Origin of the sequence: Mesorhizobium australicum, assembly GCF_900177325.1 — a bacterium.
GTDB lineage: Bacteria > Pseudomonadota > Alphaproteobacteria > Rhizobiales > Rhizobiaceae > Mesorhizobium_A > Mesorhizobium_A australicum_A.
Map to the genome: position 1 here is coordinate 639436 of NZ_FXBL01000004.1, position 19825 is coordinate 659260.

The 19825-nt window shown below is 66.5% G+C and carries 18 protein-coding genes; 6 read left to right on the plus strand and 12 right to left on the minus strand.

Going from position 1 to position 19825, the window contains the following annotated elements:
* The 7 genes from B9Z03_RS05475 to B9Z03_RS05505 form a co-directional block, all read right to left on the minus strand.
* A complete protein-coding gene (locus B9Z03_RS05475; RefSeq protein WP_085463261.1) occupies positions 1-345 on the minus strand; it encodes a DUF4286 family protein in 345 nt (114 codons plus the stop codon).
* Between the two features lie 78 nt (positions 346-423).
* Positions 424-1143 carry an SDR family NAD(P)-dependent oxidoreductase gene (locus B9Z03_RS05480; protein ID WP_210191346.1) on the minus strand — a complete coding sequence of 240 codons (720 nt, stop codon included), beginning with the start codon at positions 1141-1143 and terminating at the stop codon, positions 424-426.
* Positions 1144-1235: 92 nt separating this feature from the next.
* Complete coding sequence (lpdA, locus tag B9Z03_RS05485; RefSeq protein WP_085463263.1) at positions 1236-2633, minus strand: dihydrolipoyl dehydrogenase; 1398 nt, start codon at positions 2631-2633, stop codon at positions 1236-1238.
* 1 nt (position 2634) lies between these two features.
* Positions 2635-3942 carry a dihydrolipoamide acetyltransferase family protein gene (locus B9Z03_RS05490; protein WP_085463264.1) on the minus strand — a complete coding sequence of 436 codons (1308 nt, stop codon included), beginning with the start codon at positions 3940-3942 and terminating at the stop codon, positions 2635-2637.
* 2 nt (positions 3943-3944) lie between these two features.
* Positions 3945-4958, minus strand: a complete 1014-nt coding sequence (locus B9Z03_RS05495; RefSeq protein WP_085463265.1) for an alpha-ketoacid dehydrogenase subunit beta — start codon at positions 4956-4958, stop codon at positions 3945-3947.
* Positions 4959-4961: 3 nt separating this feature from the next.
* On the minus strand, positions 4962-6194 hold the full coding sequence (locus tag B9Z03_RS05500) for a 3-methyl-2-oxobutanoate dehydrogenase (2-methylpropanoyl-transferring) subunit alpha (RefSeq protein ID WP_085463266.1): 1233 nt from the start codon (positions 6192-6194) through the stop codon (positions 4962-4964).
* Between the two features lie 176 nt (positions 6195-6370).
* Positions 6371-7264, minus strand: a complete 894-nt coding sequence (locus tag B9Z03_RS05505; protein ID WP_085463267.1) for a LysR family transcriptional regulator — start codon at positions 7262-7264, stop codon at positions 6371-6373.
* A 113-nt stretch (positions 7265-7377) separates the two neighbouring features.
* Here B9Z03_RS05505 and B9Z03_RS05510 point away from each other — a divergent pair, with 113 nt between their 5' ends.
* The 6 genes from B9Z03_RS05510 to B9Z03_RS05535 all read left to right on the plus strand — a co-directional run bounded on the left by B9Z03_RS05510 (position 7378) and on the right by B9Z03_RS05535 (position 15375).
* Positions 7378-8433: a TRAP transporter substrate-binding protein gene (locus B9Z03_RS05510; protein ID WP_085463268.1), complete on the plus strand. Its 1056-nt coding sequence runs from the start codon at positions 7378-7380 to the stop codon at positions 8431-8433.
* Positions 8434-8435: 2 nt separating this feature from the next.
* Positions 8436-9062, plus strand: coding sequence for a TRAP transporter small permease subunit (locus B9Z03_RS05515; RefSeq protein ID WP_085463269.1), 627 nt, complete (start codon positions 8436-8438; stop codon positions 9060-9062).
* Complete coding sequence (locus B9Z03_RS05520) at positions 9059-10342, plus strand: TRAP transporter large permease (RefSeq protein ID WP_085463270.1); 1284 nt, start codon at positions 9059-9061, stop codon at positions 10340-10342. The genes B9Z03_RS05515 and B9Z03_RS05520 overlap by 4 nt, the downstream gene beginning before the upstream one ends.
* A gap of 76 nt (positions 10343-10418) precedes the next feature.
* Positions 10419-12497, plus strand: coding sequence for a hydantoinase/oxoprolinase family protein (locus tag B9Z03_RS05525; protein ID WP_085463271.1), 2079 nt, complete (start codon positions 10419-10421; stop codon positions 12495-12497).
* The gene (locus B9Z03_RS05530) at positions 12494-14230 is read left to right on the plus strand and encodes a hydantoinase B/oxoprolinase family protein (RefSeq protein ID WP_085463272.1); all 1737 of its coding nucleotides are present in this window, start codon (positions 12494-12496) and stop codon (positions 14228-14230) included. Before B9Z03_RS05525 ends, B9Z03_RS05530 begins: the two co-directional genes overlap by 4 nt.
* Positions 14227-15375 carry an alanine racemase gene (locus B9Z03_RS05535; protein WP_085463273.1) on the plus strand — a complete coding sequence of 383 codons (1149 nt, stop codon included), beginning with the start codon at positions 14227-14229 and terminating at the stop codon, positions 15373-15375. Before B9Z03_RS05530 ends, B9Z03_RS05535 begins: the two co-directional genes overlap by 4 nt.
* A gap of 31 nt (positions 15376-15406) precedes the next feature.
* Here B9Z03_RS05535 and add read toward each other — a convergent pair whose 3' ends face one another.
* The 5 genes from add to B9Z03_RS05560 all read right to left on the minus strand — a co-directional run bounded on the left by add (position 15407) and on the right by B9Z03_RS05560 (position 19818).
* The gene (add, locus tag B9Z03_RS05540; protein WP_085463274.1) at positions 15407-16426 is read right to left on the minus strand and encodes an adenosine deaminase; all 1020 of its coding nucleotides are present in this window, start codon (positions 16424-16426) and stop codon (positions 15407-15409) included.
* A 59-nt stretch (positions 16427-16485) separates the two neighbouring features.
* Positions 16486-17415 carry a dihydrodipicolinate synthase family protein gene (locus B9Z03_RS05545; protein ID WP_085463275.1) on the minus strand — a complete coding sequence of 310 codons (930 nt, stop codon included), beginning with the start codon at positions 17413-17415 and terminating at the stop codon, positions 16486-16488.
* A gap of 101 nt (positions 17416-17516) precedes the next feature.
* The gene (gene fdxA / locus B9Z03_RS05550) at positions 17517-17858 is read right to left on the minus strand and encodes a ferredoxin (RefSeq protein ID WP_085463276.1); all 342 of its coding nucleotides are present in this window, start codon (positions 17856-17858) and stop codon (positions 17517-17519) included.
* On the minus strand, positions 17858-18634 hold the full coding sequence (locus B9Z03_RS05555) for an enoyl-CoA hydratase-related protein (RefSeq protein WP_085463277.1): 777 nt from the start codon (positions 18632-18634) through the stop codon (positions 17858-17860). Before B9Z03_RS05555 ends, fdxA begins: the two co-directional genes overlap by 1 nt.
* Positions 18631-19818, minus strand: a complete 1188-nt coding sequence (locus tag B9Z03_RS05560) for a CaiB/BaiF CoA transferase family protein (protein WP_085463278.1) — start codon at positions 19816-19818, stop codon at positions 18631-18633. The genes B9Z03_RS05555 and B9Z03_RS05560 overlap by 4 nt, the downstream gene beginning before the upstream one ends.
* Between the last annotated feature and the right edge of the window lie 7 nt (positions 19819-19825).

Here is a 19825-nt window from a genome sequence, read left to right on the forward strand (position 1 = left end):
CTATCCCTTCGGTCGTTCGACGCGGCCTGTGATCGGCTCCATGATCCAGACCATGCGCTTGTCCTGCAGGGCAGGCGAGAGCGGCATCCTGTCCGTGCCCGACACGGCCTTCAATTCGTCCAGTGTGTCGCGGATATTGTCGATCTCGATCTCGTAGACCGCCATGTAGCCATAGTCGAACGGCCCGGGACGGTGCTGCGTGCCGCTCATGTGGTAGCGCTGCGCGGCGATCACGCCGGGCAGCTTCAGCACGTCGGCCAGATGGACGTTGGTGTACCAGTCGTTGAACTCGTCGTCGCGGCCCGCGACAGCATTGGTGAGCGCGATCAGATTGTATTTCGCCATGGTTCCTCCCTGCCACATCGGCTGCGGCAGGAAGGATTTCTAACGATCGTTCGAAAAAATGGCAAGACGAATTCCGCCTCACTGGGCGGTATAGCCTCCGTCGACCAAGAGGTCCGCACCGGTCATGAAGCTCGCGCCCGGCGAGGCGAGGAACCAGATGGCGTCGGCGATGTCGGCCGGTGTGCCGGTGCGCCCGATCGGGTGCAGCGGGGCGAGGTAGTCCTCCGCTGCCTGCTGCGATCCGAACAGCTCCACCAGCCTGTCGGTGGCGATGCCGCCGGGCGAGACGGAGTTGACCCGGATGCCGAGCGGCGCGCAGTCGAGCGCGAGGCTGCGGGTAAAGGCGAGCATGGCGCCCTTGGTGGTGGAATAGGCAACGCGGCCCGGCGAGCCGACATGGGCGAAGGTCGAGGCGAGATTGACGATCCGCCCTCCCTTGCGCATAGCGGGGAGGAAGGAGCGCGTGACGTTGAATGTACCGGTGATGTTCACCGACATGGTCTTCTGCCACTCCTCGGGCGTCAGCTCGGTGATCGGCACGGCCCGCGTCACCGCCGCGGCGTTGTTGACGAGCACGTCGACTTTGCCGATTGCGCCGGCCAGCCGCTCGACGGCGGCGAGGTCGGTGATGTCGCATTCGTGCCGCACGACTCCGTCGTCCGGCCCACCGGACGGAAAGCCGAGATCGACGCTGTGCACGGTCGCTCCTCCCAGCCTGAAGCGGTCGACGACCGCCTTGCCGATGCCCCTGCCGCCTCCGGTCACCACGCAGACGTCACTGTCTGATTGATCACGCATCATCGCTTCGATCTCCTCTCCCAGGCCGGACGGATGTGCCCCGGCGTCCGGCCCTCTGTCCGAAGGGCGGCCTTGGCGCAAGACCCGACTGGTCAGATATGCAGCGCCTGTCCGAGGGCCTTGAGGGCGGCTTCCTGGCTTGCCTCGCCCAGCGTCGGATGGGCGTGGATCGTGCCGGCGATGTCTTCGAGCCGGGCGCCCATTTCGATCGCCAGCCCGAAAGCCGCCGAGAGTTCCGAGACGCCTGCGCCGACGGCCTGGATCCCGAGCACGAGATGGTTGTCCGCGCGCGCGACCACGCGGACGAAGCCCTCTTCGGATTGCAGCGTCATGGCACGGCCGTTGGCGACGAACGGGAACTGGCCGAGCTTGATCTCTCCTGCGACCGCGCGCGCCTCGTCCGGAGAGAGGCCGACGGAAACGATTTCTGGATCGGTGAAGCAGACCGCGGGGATCGCCCGCTTGTCCCAGCTGCGGCGATGGCCTGCGACGATTTCGGCGACCATCTCGCCCTGCGCCATCGCCCGGTGGGCAAGCATCGGTTCGCCGGTCACGTCGCCGATCGCGAAGACGCCGCGCATCGAGGTGCGGCACTGCTCGTCGATGCGGATGAAGGGACCGTCGCGGTCGAGGTCGATCTCCTCCAGCCCCCAACCCTCCACCAGCGGCTTGCGCCCGACGGTGACGAGCACCTTGTCACACGCGATCCTCTCCTCCGAGCCGTCGGCTCGCTCGACCAGCAGGGCATCACCTTCGCTGGTCATCCGCCGCGCCTTGGTCTCGGTCAGGACCGCGATGCCGAGACCGTCCAGCCGCTTCATCACCGGTCGCGTCAGGTCGGCGTCCCAGTTCGGCAGGATGCGGGAGGCCGCCTCGACCACGGTGACGCGGCTTCCGAGCTTCGCGAAGGCCGTGCCGAGCTCGAGGCCGATATAGCCTCCGCCGATGACGGCGAGACCCTTCGGCACCGTCTCAAGCGCGAGCGCCTCGGTCGAGGACATGACCAGGCCCCCGAACGGCAGGAAGGGAAGTTCCACCGGTGTCGAGCCGGTGGCGATCACCACCTGCTCGGCGCGGATCAGCTGCTCGCCCGTCTCCGTCTCGACCACCACCGTCTTGCCATCGCGGAACAGCGCCGTGCCGTGCACCGACTTGACCCCGGCCTTCTTCATCAGCCGGGCGACGCCGGTGGTGAGCCTGCCGACGATGCCGTCCTTCCACCCGACCGTCTGCTTCAGGTCGATCGCGGGCTTGGCCAGACTTATTCCGAGCGGGTCCTTGCCGCCGGCCATGCCGACGATCTTGTGAAACTCGTCCGCGGCATGGATCAGCGCCTTCGAGGGAATGCAGCCGACATTGAGGCATGTGCCGCCAGGCCGGGCCTTCTCGACGATCACCGTGTCGATGCCCAGCTGCCCGGCGCGGATGGCGCAGACATAGCCGCCGGGGCCGGCGCCGATGACGAGCAGCTTGCAGGTCATCTCCTTCATGTCAGCCCTCCACGAACATCAGCGCCGGCGTTTCGAGCAGCGCCTTGATCCGCTGCACGAAGACGGCGGCGTCCCAGCCATCGATCACCCGATGATCGAAGGACGAGGACAAGTTCATCATCTTGCGCGGCACGAATTGCGAGCCGTCCCAGATGGGGCGGACCATGATCTTGTTGACGCCGACGATCGCCACTTCGGGATGGTTGATGACCGGAGTTGTGGCGACGCCGCCCATCGCGCCGAGCGACGTGATCGTGATCGTCGAGCCTCCGAGATCCTCGCGCGTGGCCGCACCGCTGCGCGCCGCCTCCGCCAGGCGGGCGGCCTCCGCCGCGCAGTCGAACAGGCTGCGTGCCTCCGCATGGCGCACGACGGGCACCACGAGGCCGTTCGGGGTCTGCGTCGCGATGCCGATATGGATCGCCGCATGGCGGTGGATGACGCCCGCCTCGTCGTCGAAGGTGGCGTTGAGAGCCGGCTGCTCGCCGATCGCCTTGACCATGGCGCGCATCAGGAACGGCAGCAGCGTGAGCTTCGGCCGATCCGGCTTCTTATCGCCGTTCAGCTTGGCGCGCAGATCCTCCAGCGCGGTAACGTCGATCTCCTCGATATAGGTGATGTGCGGAATGCGGGATTTGGCGACTACCATCTTCTCGGCGATCCGCCGGCGCAGGCCGACCACCTTGATCTCCTCCACCCCGTCCCGGCGCGACAGGCCGGGCGTAGCCGCCGTCGCCGCGCCGCCCCGCGCGAAGGCGTCGAGGTCTTCATGCGTGATGCGGCCGGCGGGGCCGGTGCCAGCCACCTGCCGCAGATCGATCCCGGCCTCCTTCGCGCGCAGGCGCACCGCTGGCGAGGCGACGGGCTTCTCGCCGGCCGCTCGCGGCGGGCCTGCCGGCGCCGAAGGGTGGGCGCGGGCCTGCGGCGCGGCAGCACCTGCCGACGAGTTGTCCTTTGCCTCAGCCGGCCGGCGAGCCGGCGGCGGGGCGGCCGTCTCCGTGGCCTTGGCTATCGCTGGGACCGCCGATTCCTTTGCCGAAACGTCGCCGCCCGAGACGGCCGCGTCTCCCCCGAGGCCGATCTTCACGATCGGCGATCCGATCGGCACGGACTGCCCGACCTCGGCGCCGAGCCAGGTGACGACGCCTTCGACCGGCGACGGGATTTCGACCGTCGCCTTGTCGGTCATCACCGCGGCCAGCACCATATCCTCGTGGACGACGTCGCCCACCTTGACGTGCCACTCGACAAGTTCGGCCTCCGCGATCCCCTCGCCGACGTCCGGCAGCTTGATGACATGTTCGGGCATGGTCAGGCCTCCATCGCGGCGGAAAGCGCCTCGCCGATCCGCGCCGGTCCCGGGAAATAGTCCCACTCCAGGGCGTGCGGATAGGGCGTGTCCCAGCCGGTCACGCGCTGGATCGGCGCTTCGAGATGATAGAAGCAGTGCTCCTGCACCAGCGCGGCAAGCTCCGCCCCGAAGCCGGACGTGAGCGTCGCCTCGTGGACGATGACGCAGCGACCGGTCTTCTTCACCGACGCCACGATCGCATCCAGGTCGAGCGGAATGAGGGTTCGGAGATCGATGATCTCGGCGTCGATGCCTTTCTCCTCCGCTGCGGCCAGCGCCACATGCACCATCGTGCCATAGGCAAGCACGGTCACGGCAGATCCTTCCCGCCGCACCTCGGCCTTGCCGAGCGGCACGGTGAAGTGCCCCTCGGCTACCTCGCCCAGCGCATGTTTGGACCAGGCAGTGACCGGGCGGTCGTGATGCCCGTCGAACGGGCCGTTATAGAGCCGCTTCGGTTCGAGGAAGATCACCGGATCCGGATCCTCGATCGCCGCGATCAGCAGGCCTTTTGCGTCAACCGGGTTGGACGGCACCACGACCTTCAGCCCCGCGACGTGGGTAAACAGGGCCTCGGGGCTCTGGCTATGGGTCTGGCCGCCGAAGATGCCGCCGCCGGTCGGCATGCGGATGACGATCGGGCAGGTAAACTGGCCGGCCGAACGGTAGCGCAGCCGCGCGGCCTCGGACACGATCTGGTCATACGCCGGATAGACATAGTCGGCGAACTGGATCTCGACGCACGGCCGCAGGCCGTAGGCGGCCATGCCCACGGCCACACCGACGATGCCGAGTTCGGAGATCGGCGTGTCGAAGCAGCGCGACGTGCCGTATTTCTTCTGCAGGCCGGCGGTGCACCGGAACACGCCGCCGAAGAAGCCGACGTCCTCGCCGAACACGACCACCTTCTCGTCGCGCTCCATCGACACGTCCATGGCGGAGCGGATGGCCTCGATCATCGTCATGCGCGGCATGGTTCAGACCCCCGCCTGCTGGCGCTGCCGACGCAGGTGCGGCGGCATTTCGGCATAGACGTCCTCGAAGATGTCGCGCACGGAGGGCTTCCCGCCGGCGTGCAGCGTGCCGTGGCGCTCGGCTTCCCTCTGCGCGGCGATCACCTCGTCGGAGATCTCGGCCTCCATCTGGGTATGGCGCTCGTCGGACCAGACGCCGAGCCGGATGAGATGGCTCTTCAGGCGGATCACCGGGTCGCCGAGCGGCCAGGCGTCGGACTCGGTCTTCGGCCGATAGGCCGAGGGGTCATCTGACGTCGAGTGCGCGCCGACCCGATAGGTCACATGCTCGATCAGCGTCGGGCCGAGCCCACGGCGGGCGCGCTCCGCGGCCCATGTCGCGACCGCATGGACTGCCAAATAGTCGTTGCCGTCCACCCTGAGCGAAGGGATGCCGAAGCCGAGGCCACGGGCCGCGAACGTGCCCGCGCCGCCGCGTGCGATTCCCTGGAAGGTCGAGATCGCCCACTGGTTGTTGACGATGTTGAGGACCACCGGCGCCCGATAGGTCGAGGCAAAGACGAGCGCCGCGTGGAAATCGCTCTCGGCGGTCGAGCCGTCGCCGATCCAGCCGGCGGCGATGCGTGTGTCGCCGCTGATCGCCGAGGCCATGGCCCAGCCGACGGCCTGGATGAACTGCGTGCCGAGATTGCCCGAGATCGAGAAGAAGCCGTGCTCGCGTGACGAATACATCACCGGCAGCTGCCTGCCCTTGATCGGATCGGCCTCGTTCGAGAAGATCTGGTTCATCATGTCGACCATGGGGTAGCCGCCGGCGATCAGCAGGCCGGCCTGGCGGTAGGTCGGGAAGTTCATGTCGCCGGGCGCCATCGCCATGCGGAAGGCGCACGACACCGCCTCCTCGCCCATGTGCTGCATGTAGAAGGACGTCTTGCCCTGCCGTTGCGCGGTCAGCATCCGCGCGTCGAAGGCGCGCAGGGTCATCATGTGCCGCAGCCCGGCCATCAGCTCGTCCGGCGTCAACGACCCCGCCCAGGGCCCCACCGCCTCGCCGTCGCGATTGAGGACGCGGATGATCGAGAACGCGTGATCGCGTATCTCCCGGGGATCGACATCCACCGGCGGCCGCGGCACCGAGCCGGCCTTCGGAATCTTCACGCTCGAAAAATCGGGCGTATCGCCCGGACGGACCTCGGGCTCCGGGACATGAAGCGAGAGCGGTGCGTGGGTTTCCATGGTCAGCCCTCCTCAGATGCCAGCAACCACGGAACGAACATAGGTCGCCCGGGTGATGCAAGCAGGGGATCACGGTCGAGAAAGCCGACCTGCCCCTTGATCAACATAACCGTCCCATCGGCGTCGACAATGCCGTTGCTGCTCGACCGTTCGCGAAGAGGTCGAGACCGGGCGGGTCAACGAAGCGCACATTCCGCCCGAAACTTGTCGGCCACGAACTGCGCGATGAACTCGACATCGCCCGACCAGGTCTCGGTGAGCGCTGCGACGGACAGCGTGCGGGCCGGAATGGGAGGGCTGGCTTCAAACCTCAGCACGCGGTCCGCGATGTCGTCGCGCACGATGGCCGGCGTCATCACGGCAAAGCCGAGGCCGGCCGCCACCAGTTCGCTCGTGACGGACAGCGAATTGCATCCGCTCAGCGACTGCGGCTTGCACTGGCCCGCGTCGAACCATTCGCGGATCGTCCGGCCGATGGTCGAGATTTCGGGCTGGGTGAAGATCGCTTCATCGATCAGATCGGCGGGCGTCAGCGTCTTCCCTGCCAAAGGATGCGAGGCGGGACCGACCCAGGCGAGATCGACCTCGCCCATCGGATAGACGGTGATGCCTTCCGAGGCGATCGCATCGGTTGTGATCGCTACATCCAGCTGCCGTTCGTCCAGTTGCTTGAGAAGCATGGCGCCGACATCGACCGCCAGCTCGATGCGCAGTTTCGGCCGGGTCTCGTTGAGCTGGCGGATCAGGCCCGGAAGCGCGATATGCGCGACCGTCTCCACGACGCCGAGGCGCAACAGGCCCCTCAACTTGCTCGAGCTCGTCTCGTCATGGATCTCGCGCGCCAGCGAGAGCATCTGCTCGGCCTGCCGCTGGATCGACTTGCCGGCCTTGGTCAGACGGGCGCGTCCGCCGGTGCGGTCGAACAGGGTGCAGTCGAGGTCGCGCTCCAGTTCGCGGATCCGGCCCGAAACGGATGGCTGTGTCACGCAGAGCTGGCGTGCTGCGGCGTGGAAAGAGCCCAGCCGGGCGATCCAGTAGAAGGTCTCGATCTGCGCGAGGGTAAGCCGCATGATAGCATCAGCCTATCATCGCAGGGCACGAAATCAATTAGAAGTAATCACCTGACCTGTGTAGCCTCCAATCAGCCGTTGCCACCGGCAGCGGGCCAGCAAGGGGAACAACAATGAAGAAGATCACTTCGGCATTCCTATCCCTCGCACTGACCGCCGCGGGCATGGCGGCGGCGCAGGCGCAGGACCTCCAGGAACTTCGATTGAAAGTCATCGGCGGCTGGAGCAACGTCACCATGACGACCGCCGTCGAACAGCCGTTCTGGCAGACCAGGATCGGCGAACTGTCCGGCGGCAAGATCACCGCCGATTTCAACAGCCTAGACACGCTCGGTCTCAAGGGCGACGAGACCCTGCGCCTGCTGCGGCTGAAGATCGCCGACATCGTCACCGGCCCCGTCAGCTTCGTCGCCGGCGATTTCAAGCTCTATGACGGGCTCGACCTTTCCGGCGCCATCCTCGACATCGACACAATGCGCAAGGCGGTCGACGCCTACCGCCCCGTCATCGACAAGAACATGCAGGAGAACTTCAACGCCCATCTGCTGATGATGTGGCCTTCGCCGCCGCAGGTCCTGTTCTGCAAGGGCGAGATCAAGGGTGTCGCCGATCTCAAGGGCAAGAAGATCCGCACCTTCAACCAGACGCTCGCCGACTTCGTCGAGGCCGTTGGCGGCACCCCGGTCAACCTCTCCTTCGCCGAAGTGGTGCCGGCGCTGCAGAACGGCACCGCCGATTGCGGCGTGACCGGCACCGGGCCCGGCAACAGCGCCAAATGGTGGGAGGTTACCGACCACCTCTTCCCGCTCGTGCTCGGCTGGGCGCCCTACTTCAGCGCCATCAACATCGACACCTGGAATGCTCTCGACGAACCGACCAAGGCATTTCTGACGGAGCAGTTCGCCAAGCTGGAAGCGGAGATGTGGTCGCATGTCGCGGCCGCGGCCGAACAGGGCGTCAACTGCAACACCGGCATCGGCGAGTGCACCAAGGGCATCAAGGCCAACATGAAGCTGGTCGAGGTCACCGACGCCGACAAGGCGCTGCTCGCCGGCATGGTGACCGAGACGATCCTGCCGCGCTGGGCGGGCCGCTGCGGCGAGGCCTGCGTTACCGACTGGAACGAGACGGTCGGCAAGACGCTCGGCTTCACCGCCAAGGCCCAGTGACCATGACGGCGCGCAACGCTCCGACCAGCCCGGTGCCGCTGAGCGGATTGCGCGCCGTCTCCCGGTTCGTGCTGCTGGCCGGCGGCTTCCTTATCGTCATCGCCGCCGGCTTGATCGTCATCGAGATCGTGATGCGACAGGTCTTCAGCCATTCGCTGGGCGGGGTCGACGAGCTGGCGGGCTTCGCGCTTGCTGTGGGGAGCGCATGGAGTTTCGGCGCGGTTCTGCTGGACAAGGCCCATGTCCGCATCGACACGGTCTACGCCTGGTTCGGCGAGAAGGGGCGGGCATTGCTCGACATCGCCAGCCTGGCAGGCACCGTCCTGTTCATGTCGACGCTGGTTTACTTCGCCACCGAGGTCCTGATCACCAGCCTGCGCTTCGGCGCATCCTCGCAGAGTTCGCTGGCGATCCCCAAGGCGGTGCCGCAGGCGCTGTGGCTTGCGGGGTTGGGGTGGTTTCTACTGGTCGCGGTCGTTCTGCTCGCCTGCTGCCTGATGGCTCTGGTGCGCGGCGACTGGAAGCAGATCGGAAAGCTGGCGGGGGCTCCCGACATCCAGCAGGAACTGTCCGCAGAGATCGCGGATACCGCTCACCGCAATGCCGACCAGAAGGCCGCGCTGCCATGATCGGTTTCGCCGTCGGCGCGATGATTGTCCTCTTGGCGCTCGGCCTGCCGATCGCCATCGGCCTCGGCCTGGTCGGCATGGGTCTGTCGGAGTTCTACAGCGTCCTGCCGCTGACGCGGGCCATGGGCGAGGTGGCGTGGAGCTCCTCCACCGGCTTCCTGATGGTGTCGATCCCGCTCTTCGTGCTGCTCGGCGAAATCCTTCTGCGTTCAGGCATCGCCGACCGCATGTATGCCGCGGTCGCCGCCTGGCTGTCCTGGATGCCCGGCGGCCTCATGCATGCCAATATCGGCTCGTCGGCGCTCTTCGCGTCCATGTGCGGCTCGAGCGTGGCGACCGCGGCGACGGTCGGCACCACGGCGATGCCGCAGATGACCAAATACGGCTACAACCCCTCCCTGTTCCTCGGCACGCTGGCGGCCGGCGGAACGCTGGGCATCCTGATCCCGCCCTCGATCAACCTGATCGTCTACGGTCTCATCACCAACACGTCGATCCCGCGGCTCTATCTGGCAGGCATCGTCCCGGGCATCCTGCTGGCGCTGATGTTCATGGCGTTTGTGGCGCTCGCCTGCACCCTCCGTCCGAGCCTTGGCGGACGAAACGTCCGTGTCAGCTGGCCCGAACGGGCAGCGTTGCTCGGCGAATTCCTGCCGCCCTTGTTCATTTTCGTCGTGGTGATCGGCTCGATCTATATCGGCTGGGCCACCGCCACCGAATCGGCCGCGCTGGGCGTCGTCGCGGCGCTGTTGCTGACGCTGGTCCGCGGCCGGTTCAGCGTCGCCATGTTCGTCAGCGCCGTCGAGAACACGATGAAGACGACCGGCATGATCATGCTGATCGTGGTCGCCGCCTTCTTCCTCAATTTCGTGATGACCGCAGTCGGGCTGACTACGGCGATCGTCCATCTAGTGACGGCCTACGACCTGCCGCCGCTCGGCCTGATGATCGCGGTCATCGTGTTCTATCTCATCCTCGGCGCCTTCATGGACGAGATGGCGATGATGATCTCGACGGTTCCCGTCATTGCGCCCGTGGTGTTCGCGGCCGGCTTCGACGGGGTCTGGTTCGGGATCATGCTGGTGGTGCTGATGCAGGCCGGGATGATCCTGCCTCCGGTGGGTATCAACCTGTTCGTCATCCAGGGCATCAGACGCACCGGCCGCATCAGCGAGACCGCCTGGGGCGCGATGCCCTTTGTCCTGGCGATGGTGGCGTTGATGGGGCTGCTGATCGTCTATCCCCAACTGGCGCTGTGGCTGCCTGCCGCGCTGAACTGATGACCAACGCTCCAACCCAGACAGGCAAGCGGCGCCTCAACGCGCCTGTCCCTTCTCCGCATGAAGAGCTAGACGCATGACACGCCCCACGTTCCGCATCGGCATCGACATAGGCGGCACCTTCACCGACATCGCTCTGGTCGACGACGCCGGCACGGTCGAAATCCGCAAGGTCGCCTCCACGCCGGACGACTACAGTCGCGGCATTGCGAACGGCCTTGGCGCCTTGATCGGCGATCTCGGTATCGACCCGCTGGCGATCGGCGGCATCGTGCACGCAACCACCGTCGCCACCAACACGATCCTCGAATTCAAGGGCGCGCTGACCGGCCTCATCACCACGGCAGGCTTCCGCGATGTGCTGGAACTGCGCCGGCTACGAATCCCGGTCCTCTACGATCTGCAATACGACAAGCCGCCCCCTCTCGTCCCGCGCAGGCTCCGGCTGGAGGTGCGCGAGCGGCTCGGGCCCGACGGCAAGGTGCGCGTCCCGCTCGACGAGGACGACGTGGTCCGCGCCGCGGAGCGCCTCCGGGCCGAGTGCGTCGAAGCGGTCGCGATCAGCTACCTGCACGCCTACGCGAATGCCGCGCATGAAATCCGCACGGAACAGATCCTGCGCGAGGTTCTGGGAGACGACGTCTACATCTGCCGGGGGTCGGAAATCCTGCCCGAGATCCGCGAGTATGAGCGGACGTCGACGGCGGTGGTGAATGCCTATGTCGGTCCGGTCATCCGCAACTATGCCGATGCGCTTTCCGGCCGGCTGGCGGAGATCGGCATCACGGCGCCGATCGAGATGATGCATTCCGGCGGCGGCATCATGCGGCTGGCCGCATCGGTCAGGCGCGCCGCTTCGCTGGTCGAGTCCGGCCCTGCGGCAGGCGTCATCGCCTGCGCGCGCCTCGTCCGTGGTGAAGGCCGCGGCGCGAACATCATCTCGTTCGACATGGGCGGCACGACCGCCAAGGCGGCGCTGATCGAGAATGGCGAGGCCGCGCGCACAGACGAATATGAGGTGGGCGCCGGCATCAATCTGTCCAGCAAACTGGTCAAGGGTGGCGGCTATCCGATCAAGATGCCCTTCATCGACGTTTCGGAGATCGGCGCCGGTGGCGGCAGCCTGGTGTCGCTCGACAATCTGGGCCGCGTCACGGTCGGCCCCGAAAGTGCCGGCGCAATGCCGGGCCCGGTCTGCTACGGCCGGGGCGGCACGCGCGCGACGCTCACGGATGTGTTCGTCACCCTGGGCTACATCAACGATGTGACGCTGGCCGGCGGCTCGATCCGGGTCGATGCCGAGGCCGGCCGGGCTGCCCTGCGCAGCCAGATTGCCGATCCGCTCGGACAGGATCTGCTGGCCACTGCCCGCGGTGTGCTGACGCTCGCGGTCTCCACCATGACGCGTGCCGTCAAGGCGGTGTCGACCTATCGCGGCCGCGATCCGCGCGACTTCACCCTGGTTGCCTTCGGCGGCAACGGCCCGGTGGTCGCGGCCGACATCGCCGCCGCGCTCGGCATCCGCAGCATCGTGGTGCCGCTGGCAGCCGGTGTGTTCTCCGGCTTCGGCCTGTTGCGCTCGGACGTCGAGCAGGAATTCGTCCAGCCGCTGCTGGCCGACGCTGCCCGGCTCGATGCCGGCCGGCTGCCCTGCCTCGAAGCCGAACTGCGCGCCCGCGCGATCGCGGCGCTGGCGGCCGACGGCTACGACACGACGCTGGCCGAGTTCCGCTTCAGCGCCGACCTGCGCTATTTCGGCCAGGCCTACGAGCTGAATATCGCCGGTGACACACAGGGTGGCGACATCGACGCCCTGGTCGAGGGGTTCCATCGCGAGCACGAGCGCACCTACGGCCACCGCTCCACGGAGGACCCCGTGCAGATCGTCAACGTGCGGATGAACGTGCGTGTGCCGACTGCGTCGAAGATCGCCGGCTTTGCGCCGCCGCCCCGGTTCGAGCGCCGGGACCGGCCGGTCATCTTCGACCGCGAGCCTGTCATGACGCCCGTGATAGGCCGCGAGATGCTCGGGCCGACGTTGCGCCCGGGGCCCTTCATCATCGAGGACTACGACTGCACCTGCGTCGTGCCCCCCACCGCATCGGCCAGGCTCGATGCCGTCGGCAACATCGAGATCGAGGTGAACCCGCGATGAGCCGCGTCGACCCCATCACGCTCGAAGTCATTCGCAACGGTCTGTCGTCGATCGCCGACGAAATGGCGCTGATCATCATGCGCAGCGCCTATTCGCCGGTCGTCCGCGACATCATGGATTACTCCACCGGGCTCTGCGATCCGCAAGGCCGTATCATCGCGCAGGGACTGACGCTGCCTATCCAGCTCTGTTCCTTTCCGCGGGTCATGCGGTTCCTGAAGGAACGCTTCGGCGACGACATGGCGCCGGGCGACATCTTCATCACCAACGACCCCTATGGGTCGGGCGGGCAGCATCTGCCGGACGTCTATGTGCTGAAGCCGATCTTCAACGATGGCGCGCTGGCGGGCTACGCCTGCACGGTTGCCCACCATACCGACCTGGGCGGCATCGTGCCGGGCAGCGTCGCCATCTACGCGACCGAGATCCAGCAGGAAGGGCTTCGCATTCCGCTTGCGAAGCTGCACGAGGCAGGCCGCCCCAACCGGACCCTGCTCGGCTTGATCGAAGCCAACACGCGACAGCCGGTCGAGGTGCTGGGCGACCTCCGGGCCCAGATCGCCGCCTGCGCCACCGCCGAAAAGGGCCTGCTCGCGCTGGTCGACCGATACGGGATCGACTTCCCGGTCTATGTCGAGGCGCTGCACGACCACGCCGAGGCGATGATGCGCGAGACGATCCGCGAACTGCCGAACGGCGTCTATGTCGCCGAGGACTATCTCGACGGTCTTGGCGACAACCCGACCCCGATCCGCATCTGCGCCACGGTGACCATCGCCGACGACACCATCGACATCGACTTCACCGGCACGTCCGCTCAGGTGGCGGCCTCGATCAACTGCCCGATCTCGCTGCCCGAATCCGCCGCCTTCACCGCCATCCGCTGCCTGTCGCGCCGCGACATCCCCAATTGCGACGGCTATCTGAAACCGATCACCGTCCGCGCGCCGGAAGGCAGCCTGCTCAACCCGCTGTTTCCCGCAGCTTGCGGCGCACGGGGCGTCGTCGGCTACCGCGTGTTCGACACGATCATGCAGGCGCTGGCAAAGGTGGTGCCGGAGCGCGCGATCGGCGGATCGGAGGGAGGCCCGTTCCTGATGGCGGCCGGTGGCACCTATCAGGGCCGGCAGTTCGTGCTCAACGAGATGCTGGTCGGCACCTGGGGCGCCCGCGCCGACCGCGACGGCATCGAGGGCATTTCGAACCCGGCCGCCAACATCTCCAACCAGCCGGTCGAGATGATCGAGGCGGAGATGCCGGTCGAGATCGTGCGTTACGGTTTCGTCACAGATTCGGGAGGAGCGGGGCGTAATCGCGGCGGGCTAGCCTTCATCCGCGAATTCCGCTTCCGGCAGGACACCCTCTTCAACCTGCGTGGCGACCGTCGCGACCATCCGCCCTTCGGCATCGACGGCGGCAGGTTCGGCGCCCCGTCCGCGCACATTCTTCTCGCGACGGACGGTAGCCAACGCATGCTGCCCGCGATGCCGATGCATGCTTTCACGGCCCATGCCGGTGATATATTCCGGCTGGTCGGCGCGGGTGGCGGCGGCTTCGGCGAGGCATTCGAACGCGAGCCGGCGCGCGTGCTGGCCGATGTGATCGAGGAGAAGGTGTCGGTCGAAGGCGCGGCGCGGGATTATGGCGTGGTGATCGATCCGATTTCGTTGACTGTGGACCCGTCGGCCACGCTGGCCTTGCGGACGGATAGCCTCGGGAGACATGCCGAATGACCAGAGGTGTCGCCTCGCTGAACCTCGAACTTGTGGGCGTTGCGGGAAGCCGCGCCGCGCTGGAAACGCCCGCACTTCTTCTCGACGCCACTGCCTTCGAACGGAATGTCGCGACCCTGGCCGCGCTGGCAAAAGAGGCGGGAACTGCTTTGCGCCCCCACGCCAAGACCCACAAATGCGCAACCATCGCCAGGGCGCAGCTTGCCGCCGGCGCGATCGGCATCGCCTGCGCCAAATCGGGCGAGCTGCTGGCGCTGTTCGAAGCCGGCGTCACGCCGCTGATGCTGACGGCGCCGGTGGCCAGCCAGCGCAAGATCGAGCGGCTGGCGCAGGCGGCGGCTCGGGGCTGCGACCTCACGGTGGTGGTCGACCGCATCGGACTGGTTGCCGACTTCGGGGCGGCCGCGCGTGCGGCACAAACGACGATCGCCGTGCTGGTCGACTGCGACACGGGCCTCGGCCGCACCGGCGCCACCACGCCGGACGCCGTCGTCGCGCTCGCCCGTGCAACAGCCGCCGAGGACGGCCTGAGCTATGCCGGCGTCCAGGCCTATGCAGGCCATGTGCAGCATGTGCATGACAACGATACCCGCCGCCTCGCCAATCGCATCGCCAACGAGCGGCTCTCAGCCATCCTCGCAGCGCTGGCGGATGCGGGCCTTGCCGCGCGGATCGTCTCCGGCGGCGGCACCGGCAGCCATACGCTCGACTTCGAGGACAAGGTGCTGACGGAGGTGCAGGCAGGCTCCTACATCTTCATGGACGAGGGCTACCGGCCGGTCGACCTGCACGGCGAAAACGGACCCGTCTTCGACTTCGCGATGTATGTCGCCGTCACCGTCATTGCCCACAATTCCATGGGGGAGGCCATTACCGACGCCGGCAGCAAGAGCTTCGCCATCGACGGCCCGCAGCCTCGCGCCTACCTGGACGGCCGGGAGATCGGTACCATCGCCTGGGTCGGCGACGAGTTCGGCAAGCTCGTGCCGCATGAGGGTATTGCCGTTCCACCCGTCGGCACCCGCATCGAATGCACTGTTCCGCACTGCGACCCGACTGCGAATCTCCACGACGTGATCCATCTGGTGCGTGGCGATCGGCTGGAGGCCCTCTGGCCGATCGAAGGCCGCGGCCTGTCGGATTGACGGCACGCGGCGCGACGAGGATTGTATCCCGTCAGCGCACCCCGTAGGCGGCCGCGTGCGCCTCCAGTTCCTTCAGGAACACTGTCTTCGCCGCGTCCGGTATCCAGGCGGCGGAGAAGGCGTTGCGCATGAACTGGAGCAGTTCCGACGCGCTGAACCCGTATTTCGTCAGCTCCTGCATCATGTGGCACATATATCCGCTGGAAAACTCCGCCGGATCGTCCGTGTTCACCGTCACCTTGACGCCCCGCTCGTAGAGCGCGCGCAGGCGCCCGATGCGGCGCGGACGTGAATCGAGGGGTGTCCAGGTCGGGCATATCGTCAGCGGGATGTTCCGCTCGACCAGGGCCTCCACGAGCTTGTCGTCCTCGATGGAGTTGACGCCGTGGTCGATGCGCTCGACGCCCAGGACATGGATGCACTGATAGATGTGCTGCGCCGAATTCTCCATATCGCAGTCGCAATGGGCGGTCAGCCGGTAGCCCTGCCTGCGCGCCTCATCGTAGGCGCGCTTGAACTTGATCGGCGGGTTGCCTTTCTCGTTCGAGCACAGCCCCATGCCGGCGATCATGTCTCGATAGGGCGCGACGGCTTCGAGCATCTTCAGCGCGCTCTCCTCGGAGAATTCCCTGTTGATGCACATCAGCAGCACCGAGGACACGCCGAACTTTTCCTGGCCGTCCTTGCTCGCCTGGTCGAGGGCCTGCATCAGATCGTCGACGCTGATGCCATTGTCGAAATACTGTTGCGGCGCAAATGTGAGTTCGACGTGGCGGATGTTCTCCTCGCGGGCCCGCTCGAGAAAATCCATCGTCGATTCGTAGATGTCCTGCCGGGTGCGCAGCACCTCGAAGCAGGTCATGTGATAGCGGAAGAAGTCCTCCGGCGACTTGTATTGCTGGGCTTCGATGAAGTCGGCTTCCGTCTTGTAGGGAATGTCGACGCCGTTGCGCGCGGCAAGGCGCATCACCGTCTGGGGCGACATCGTGCCCGATATGTGCAGGTGCAGCTCGGCCTTCGGCATCGTGCGGATGAATTCGGCAATGTCCATTTTCTTTCCTCTTCGATGTCAGGCCCGGCGTCGCGACCGGCCGGCACGTCCCAGATCCATCAGCCGAGCTCCTTCAGGCGCGCGTCCTGCCGCTTCAGCAGAAGTTCGATGTCGGCGATGTCGAGCGGCGACAGTTTCGGCCCGGGAGCACGAAGGGCGGCAGACCTGATCGCGCCGCGCGCCGCAAGAACATATTTCCTCACCGCGAGGCCGATGCCCTGCTGCTGCTCATAGCGGGCGAATGGCAGATAGGCGTCGAAGAGATCGTGAGCGCGTGCCGTGTCGCCGGCCGCATGGGCATTCCACACGCCCACCATCATCTCGGGGAAGGCGAAGCCGGTCATGGCGCCGTCGGCGCCGCGCGAAAACTCCTCCGGCAGGAACAGCCCGCCATTGCCGGTCAGGATCGAGATGCGGCGCTTGCCGCCGTCCGAAGCCTTGCGCAGCGCCGTGATCTTCGACAGGCCGGGCCAGTCCTCATGCTTGAGCATCACGCAGCTCGGCAGGTTGTCGATGACGCGCTGGATGACCTGCGGCGCCAGCTGAACGCCGGTCGTCAGCGGATAGTCCTGCAGGACGAAGGGGACATCGGGGCCGAGCGCTTGCGCCACGCCTTCGAAATAGGCGTAGCACTGGTCGTCGGTTCGCAGGCTGGACACCGGCGCGACCATCACGCCGGCGGCACCATCCGCCATCACGTCTTGCGCAAGCTCGCGCATTGGCGCCAGCCCCGGCGCCGAGACACCGACCACGACCGGAACCCGCCCGGCCACGCGCGCGACAACGCGCCTGACGAACAGGCGCGCCTCCTCGGCCGTCAGCTTGGGGGCCTCTCCCATGATGCCGAGCACGGTGAGCCCGGCGGCCCCCCGTTCCAGATAGAAGTCGGTCATCCGGTCGGCGCTCTCCAGATCGAGCGCGCCGTCGTCCCCGAACGGCGTGACGGCGATGATGAAGACGCCTTTTGCAGTTTCGTCGAGCAATGCCATTGTCTGCTTCCGATTGATTGTTCAGGTGGCTCAGCCGGCCATCGCGTGGACATCGCGGTCCATGCGCCATTCGCCGCTGATCACGCCTTCCATATCGAATTTCATGTGGTTTTTCCCGTCGCAGATGCGCGGCCGGCCACCGCCTCGTGATCGAGCGTCGTCCTGAATTTCTCGGAAGCTCCGCCCGGGGAGCCCCAGCCGGTCACCTCCGGTGAGAAGAATTCCGCATTGATCGCGAGGAACGGCTGTTCCGCCGCCGGCAGTTCGTCGTCGGAATAGATCGCGTCGACGGGACAGACCGAGAGGCAGAGCCCGCAATTGATGCATTCGTCGGGATGGATGTACATCATCCGCCCGCCCTCGTAGATGCACTCGACCGGGCACGCCACCTGGCATGCCGCATCCTTGACGTCGATGCAGGCCGAGCCGATGACATAGGTCATCAGCGGCCCTTCCAGTTCGGGGCGCGCTTCTCGCGGAATGCCTGCACGCCCTCGTTCTGGTCCTCGGATTTCAGCGCGGCGACCAGCGCCGGCAGGCGCAGCATCTGGGCTTCCCTTGGCGTCTTCGTCTCGCCGGCCCGAACCATCTGCTTGATCGCGCGCACCGAGAGGGGAGCGCAGGCGAGAATGTCGGCTACCCATCGATCGACGCAGGCGTCGAGGTCGGCCGGTTCGACGACCTCGTTCACCAGCCCGTAGTTCGCTGCCTCGGCGGCATCGATGCGCCTGCCGGAAAGCAGCATTCCCATGGCCAGCGCGTGCGGAATCCGACGAGGCAGGTGGACGATGCCGCCGGAGAGTGCGAGCCGACCGACCCTTGACTCGGGCAGCCCGAACTTCGCGTTGGAGGACGCGACGACGATGTCGCAGCCCAGCACCATCTCCATGCCGCCGCCAAGCGCATAGCCGTTGACCCGGGCGATGACCGGCACGTCCAGCGTGTCGCGCAGCGAGATGCCGCCGAAGCCCGAGGCGGGCAATCCCGCCCAGTAATCGAGCCCGGACGGCTCGGCCTCGCCCTGCATGTCCGCGCCGGCGGAGAAGGCGCGGTCGCCGGCGCCGGTCAGGACCGCGACGCGTATGTCGGGATCGGCCTCGATCGCGTCCCAGATCCGCACCATCTCGTTCTGCGTCGCCTGGTCGATCGCGTTCATCCGCTCGGGGCGGTCGATAGTGATCCGAGCGACATGGTTTTCGACAACAAACGTGACGCTCATGCCAGCACTCCCGAAGCCTGCAGGTCGCAGATGCGCTGGTCGGAATATCCGGCTTCCGTCAGGATTGTCTTGCCGTTCTCGCCCAGCTTCGGCGGCCTGTGGCGCAGCCGGAACGCGTCGGGGGCCAGCATCAGGGGCGAGCCGATCACCGGCCTTGCGGGATCGTCGTCGAGATAGATCAGCGATCCGTTGATTTTCGTCTGCTCGTGCTCGAGCGCCTGCTTGAGGGTCAGGACGGGCGAGCACAGAAGGTCGCGCTCCTCCAGCCGGTCGAGCCAGTGGCGCGTCGAATTGGTGCGGAAGCGTTCCGCGAACAGCTTCTGCAGCTCCGACTTGCGGACCCTCTGCTCGGCGAGCGTCGCATAGCGGGGATCTGCCGAAAGGTCCGGCAGGCCGAGCGCGATGCAGATGTCCTGGAGCGGGTTCAGCTTGAAGGCGCCGACGATCACGACAGCCCCGTCCGTAGTCTCGAACACGCCTGTGAGAGGCATGGCGCCCCAGTTCACCTCGCTCTGCCGCTGCAGGCCCGATGCCACCTCCTGCATCTGCATGGCGAGCATCGATTCGAACAGCGACACCGCGACCTGCTGGCCGCTGCCCGTCCGCTCGCGATGCAGCAGCGCAAGCAGGATGGCCTGCGCAAGGTGCATGCCGGCGGTATAGTCGCACAGCGTGGTCGGATAGATCGTCAGGGGAACGTCTTCGTTCGATTTGCGCGCCATGACCCCGGACATGGCCTGAGCGACCACGTCCTGGCCGCCCTTTCCCGACAGCGGGCCCGCCAGGCCGAATCCCGTGCCGGTGGCGCAGATGATCCGCGGGTTCAATTGCGACAGGGTTTCGTAGCCGAAGCCCATCCGCGCCATCACGCCCGCACGAAAATTGTCGACGACCACGTCGGCGGTCTTCACCAGGTCATAGATGACCTGCTTGCCCTCCGGCTTGCGAAGGTCGAGGGCGATGGAGCGCTTGTTGCGGTTGAGGCTGGCGTAGACCGGATTGTCGAGCCCTTCCGGATCGTTGTCGAGGACGGATCGCGAAAGGTCGCCGCTGCCTGGCCGCTCGACCTTGATGATGTCCGCGCCATAGTCGCCCAGGACCTGCGTGGCGCATGGCCCAAGCATGACCTGGGTGAAGTCGATGACACGGATCCCGGAAAGGGGCTGGACTGTGGTGTTCTGCATTGATGTC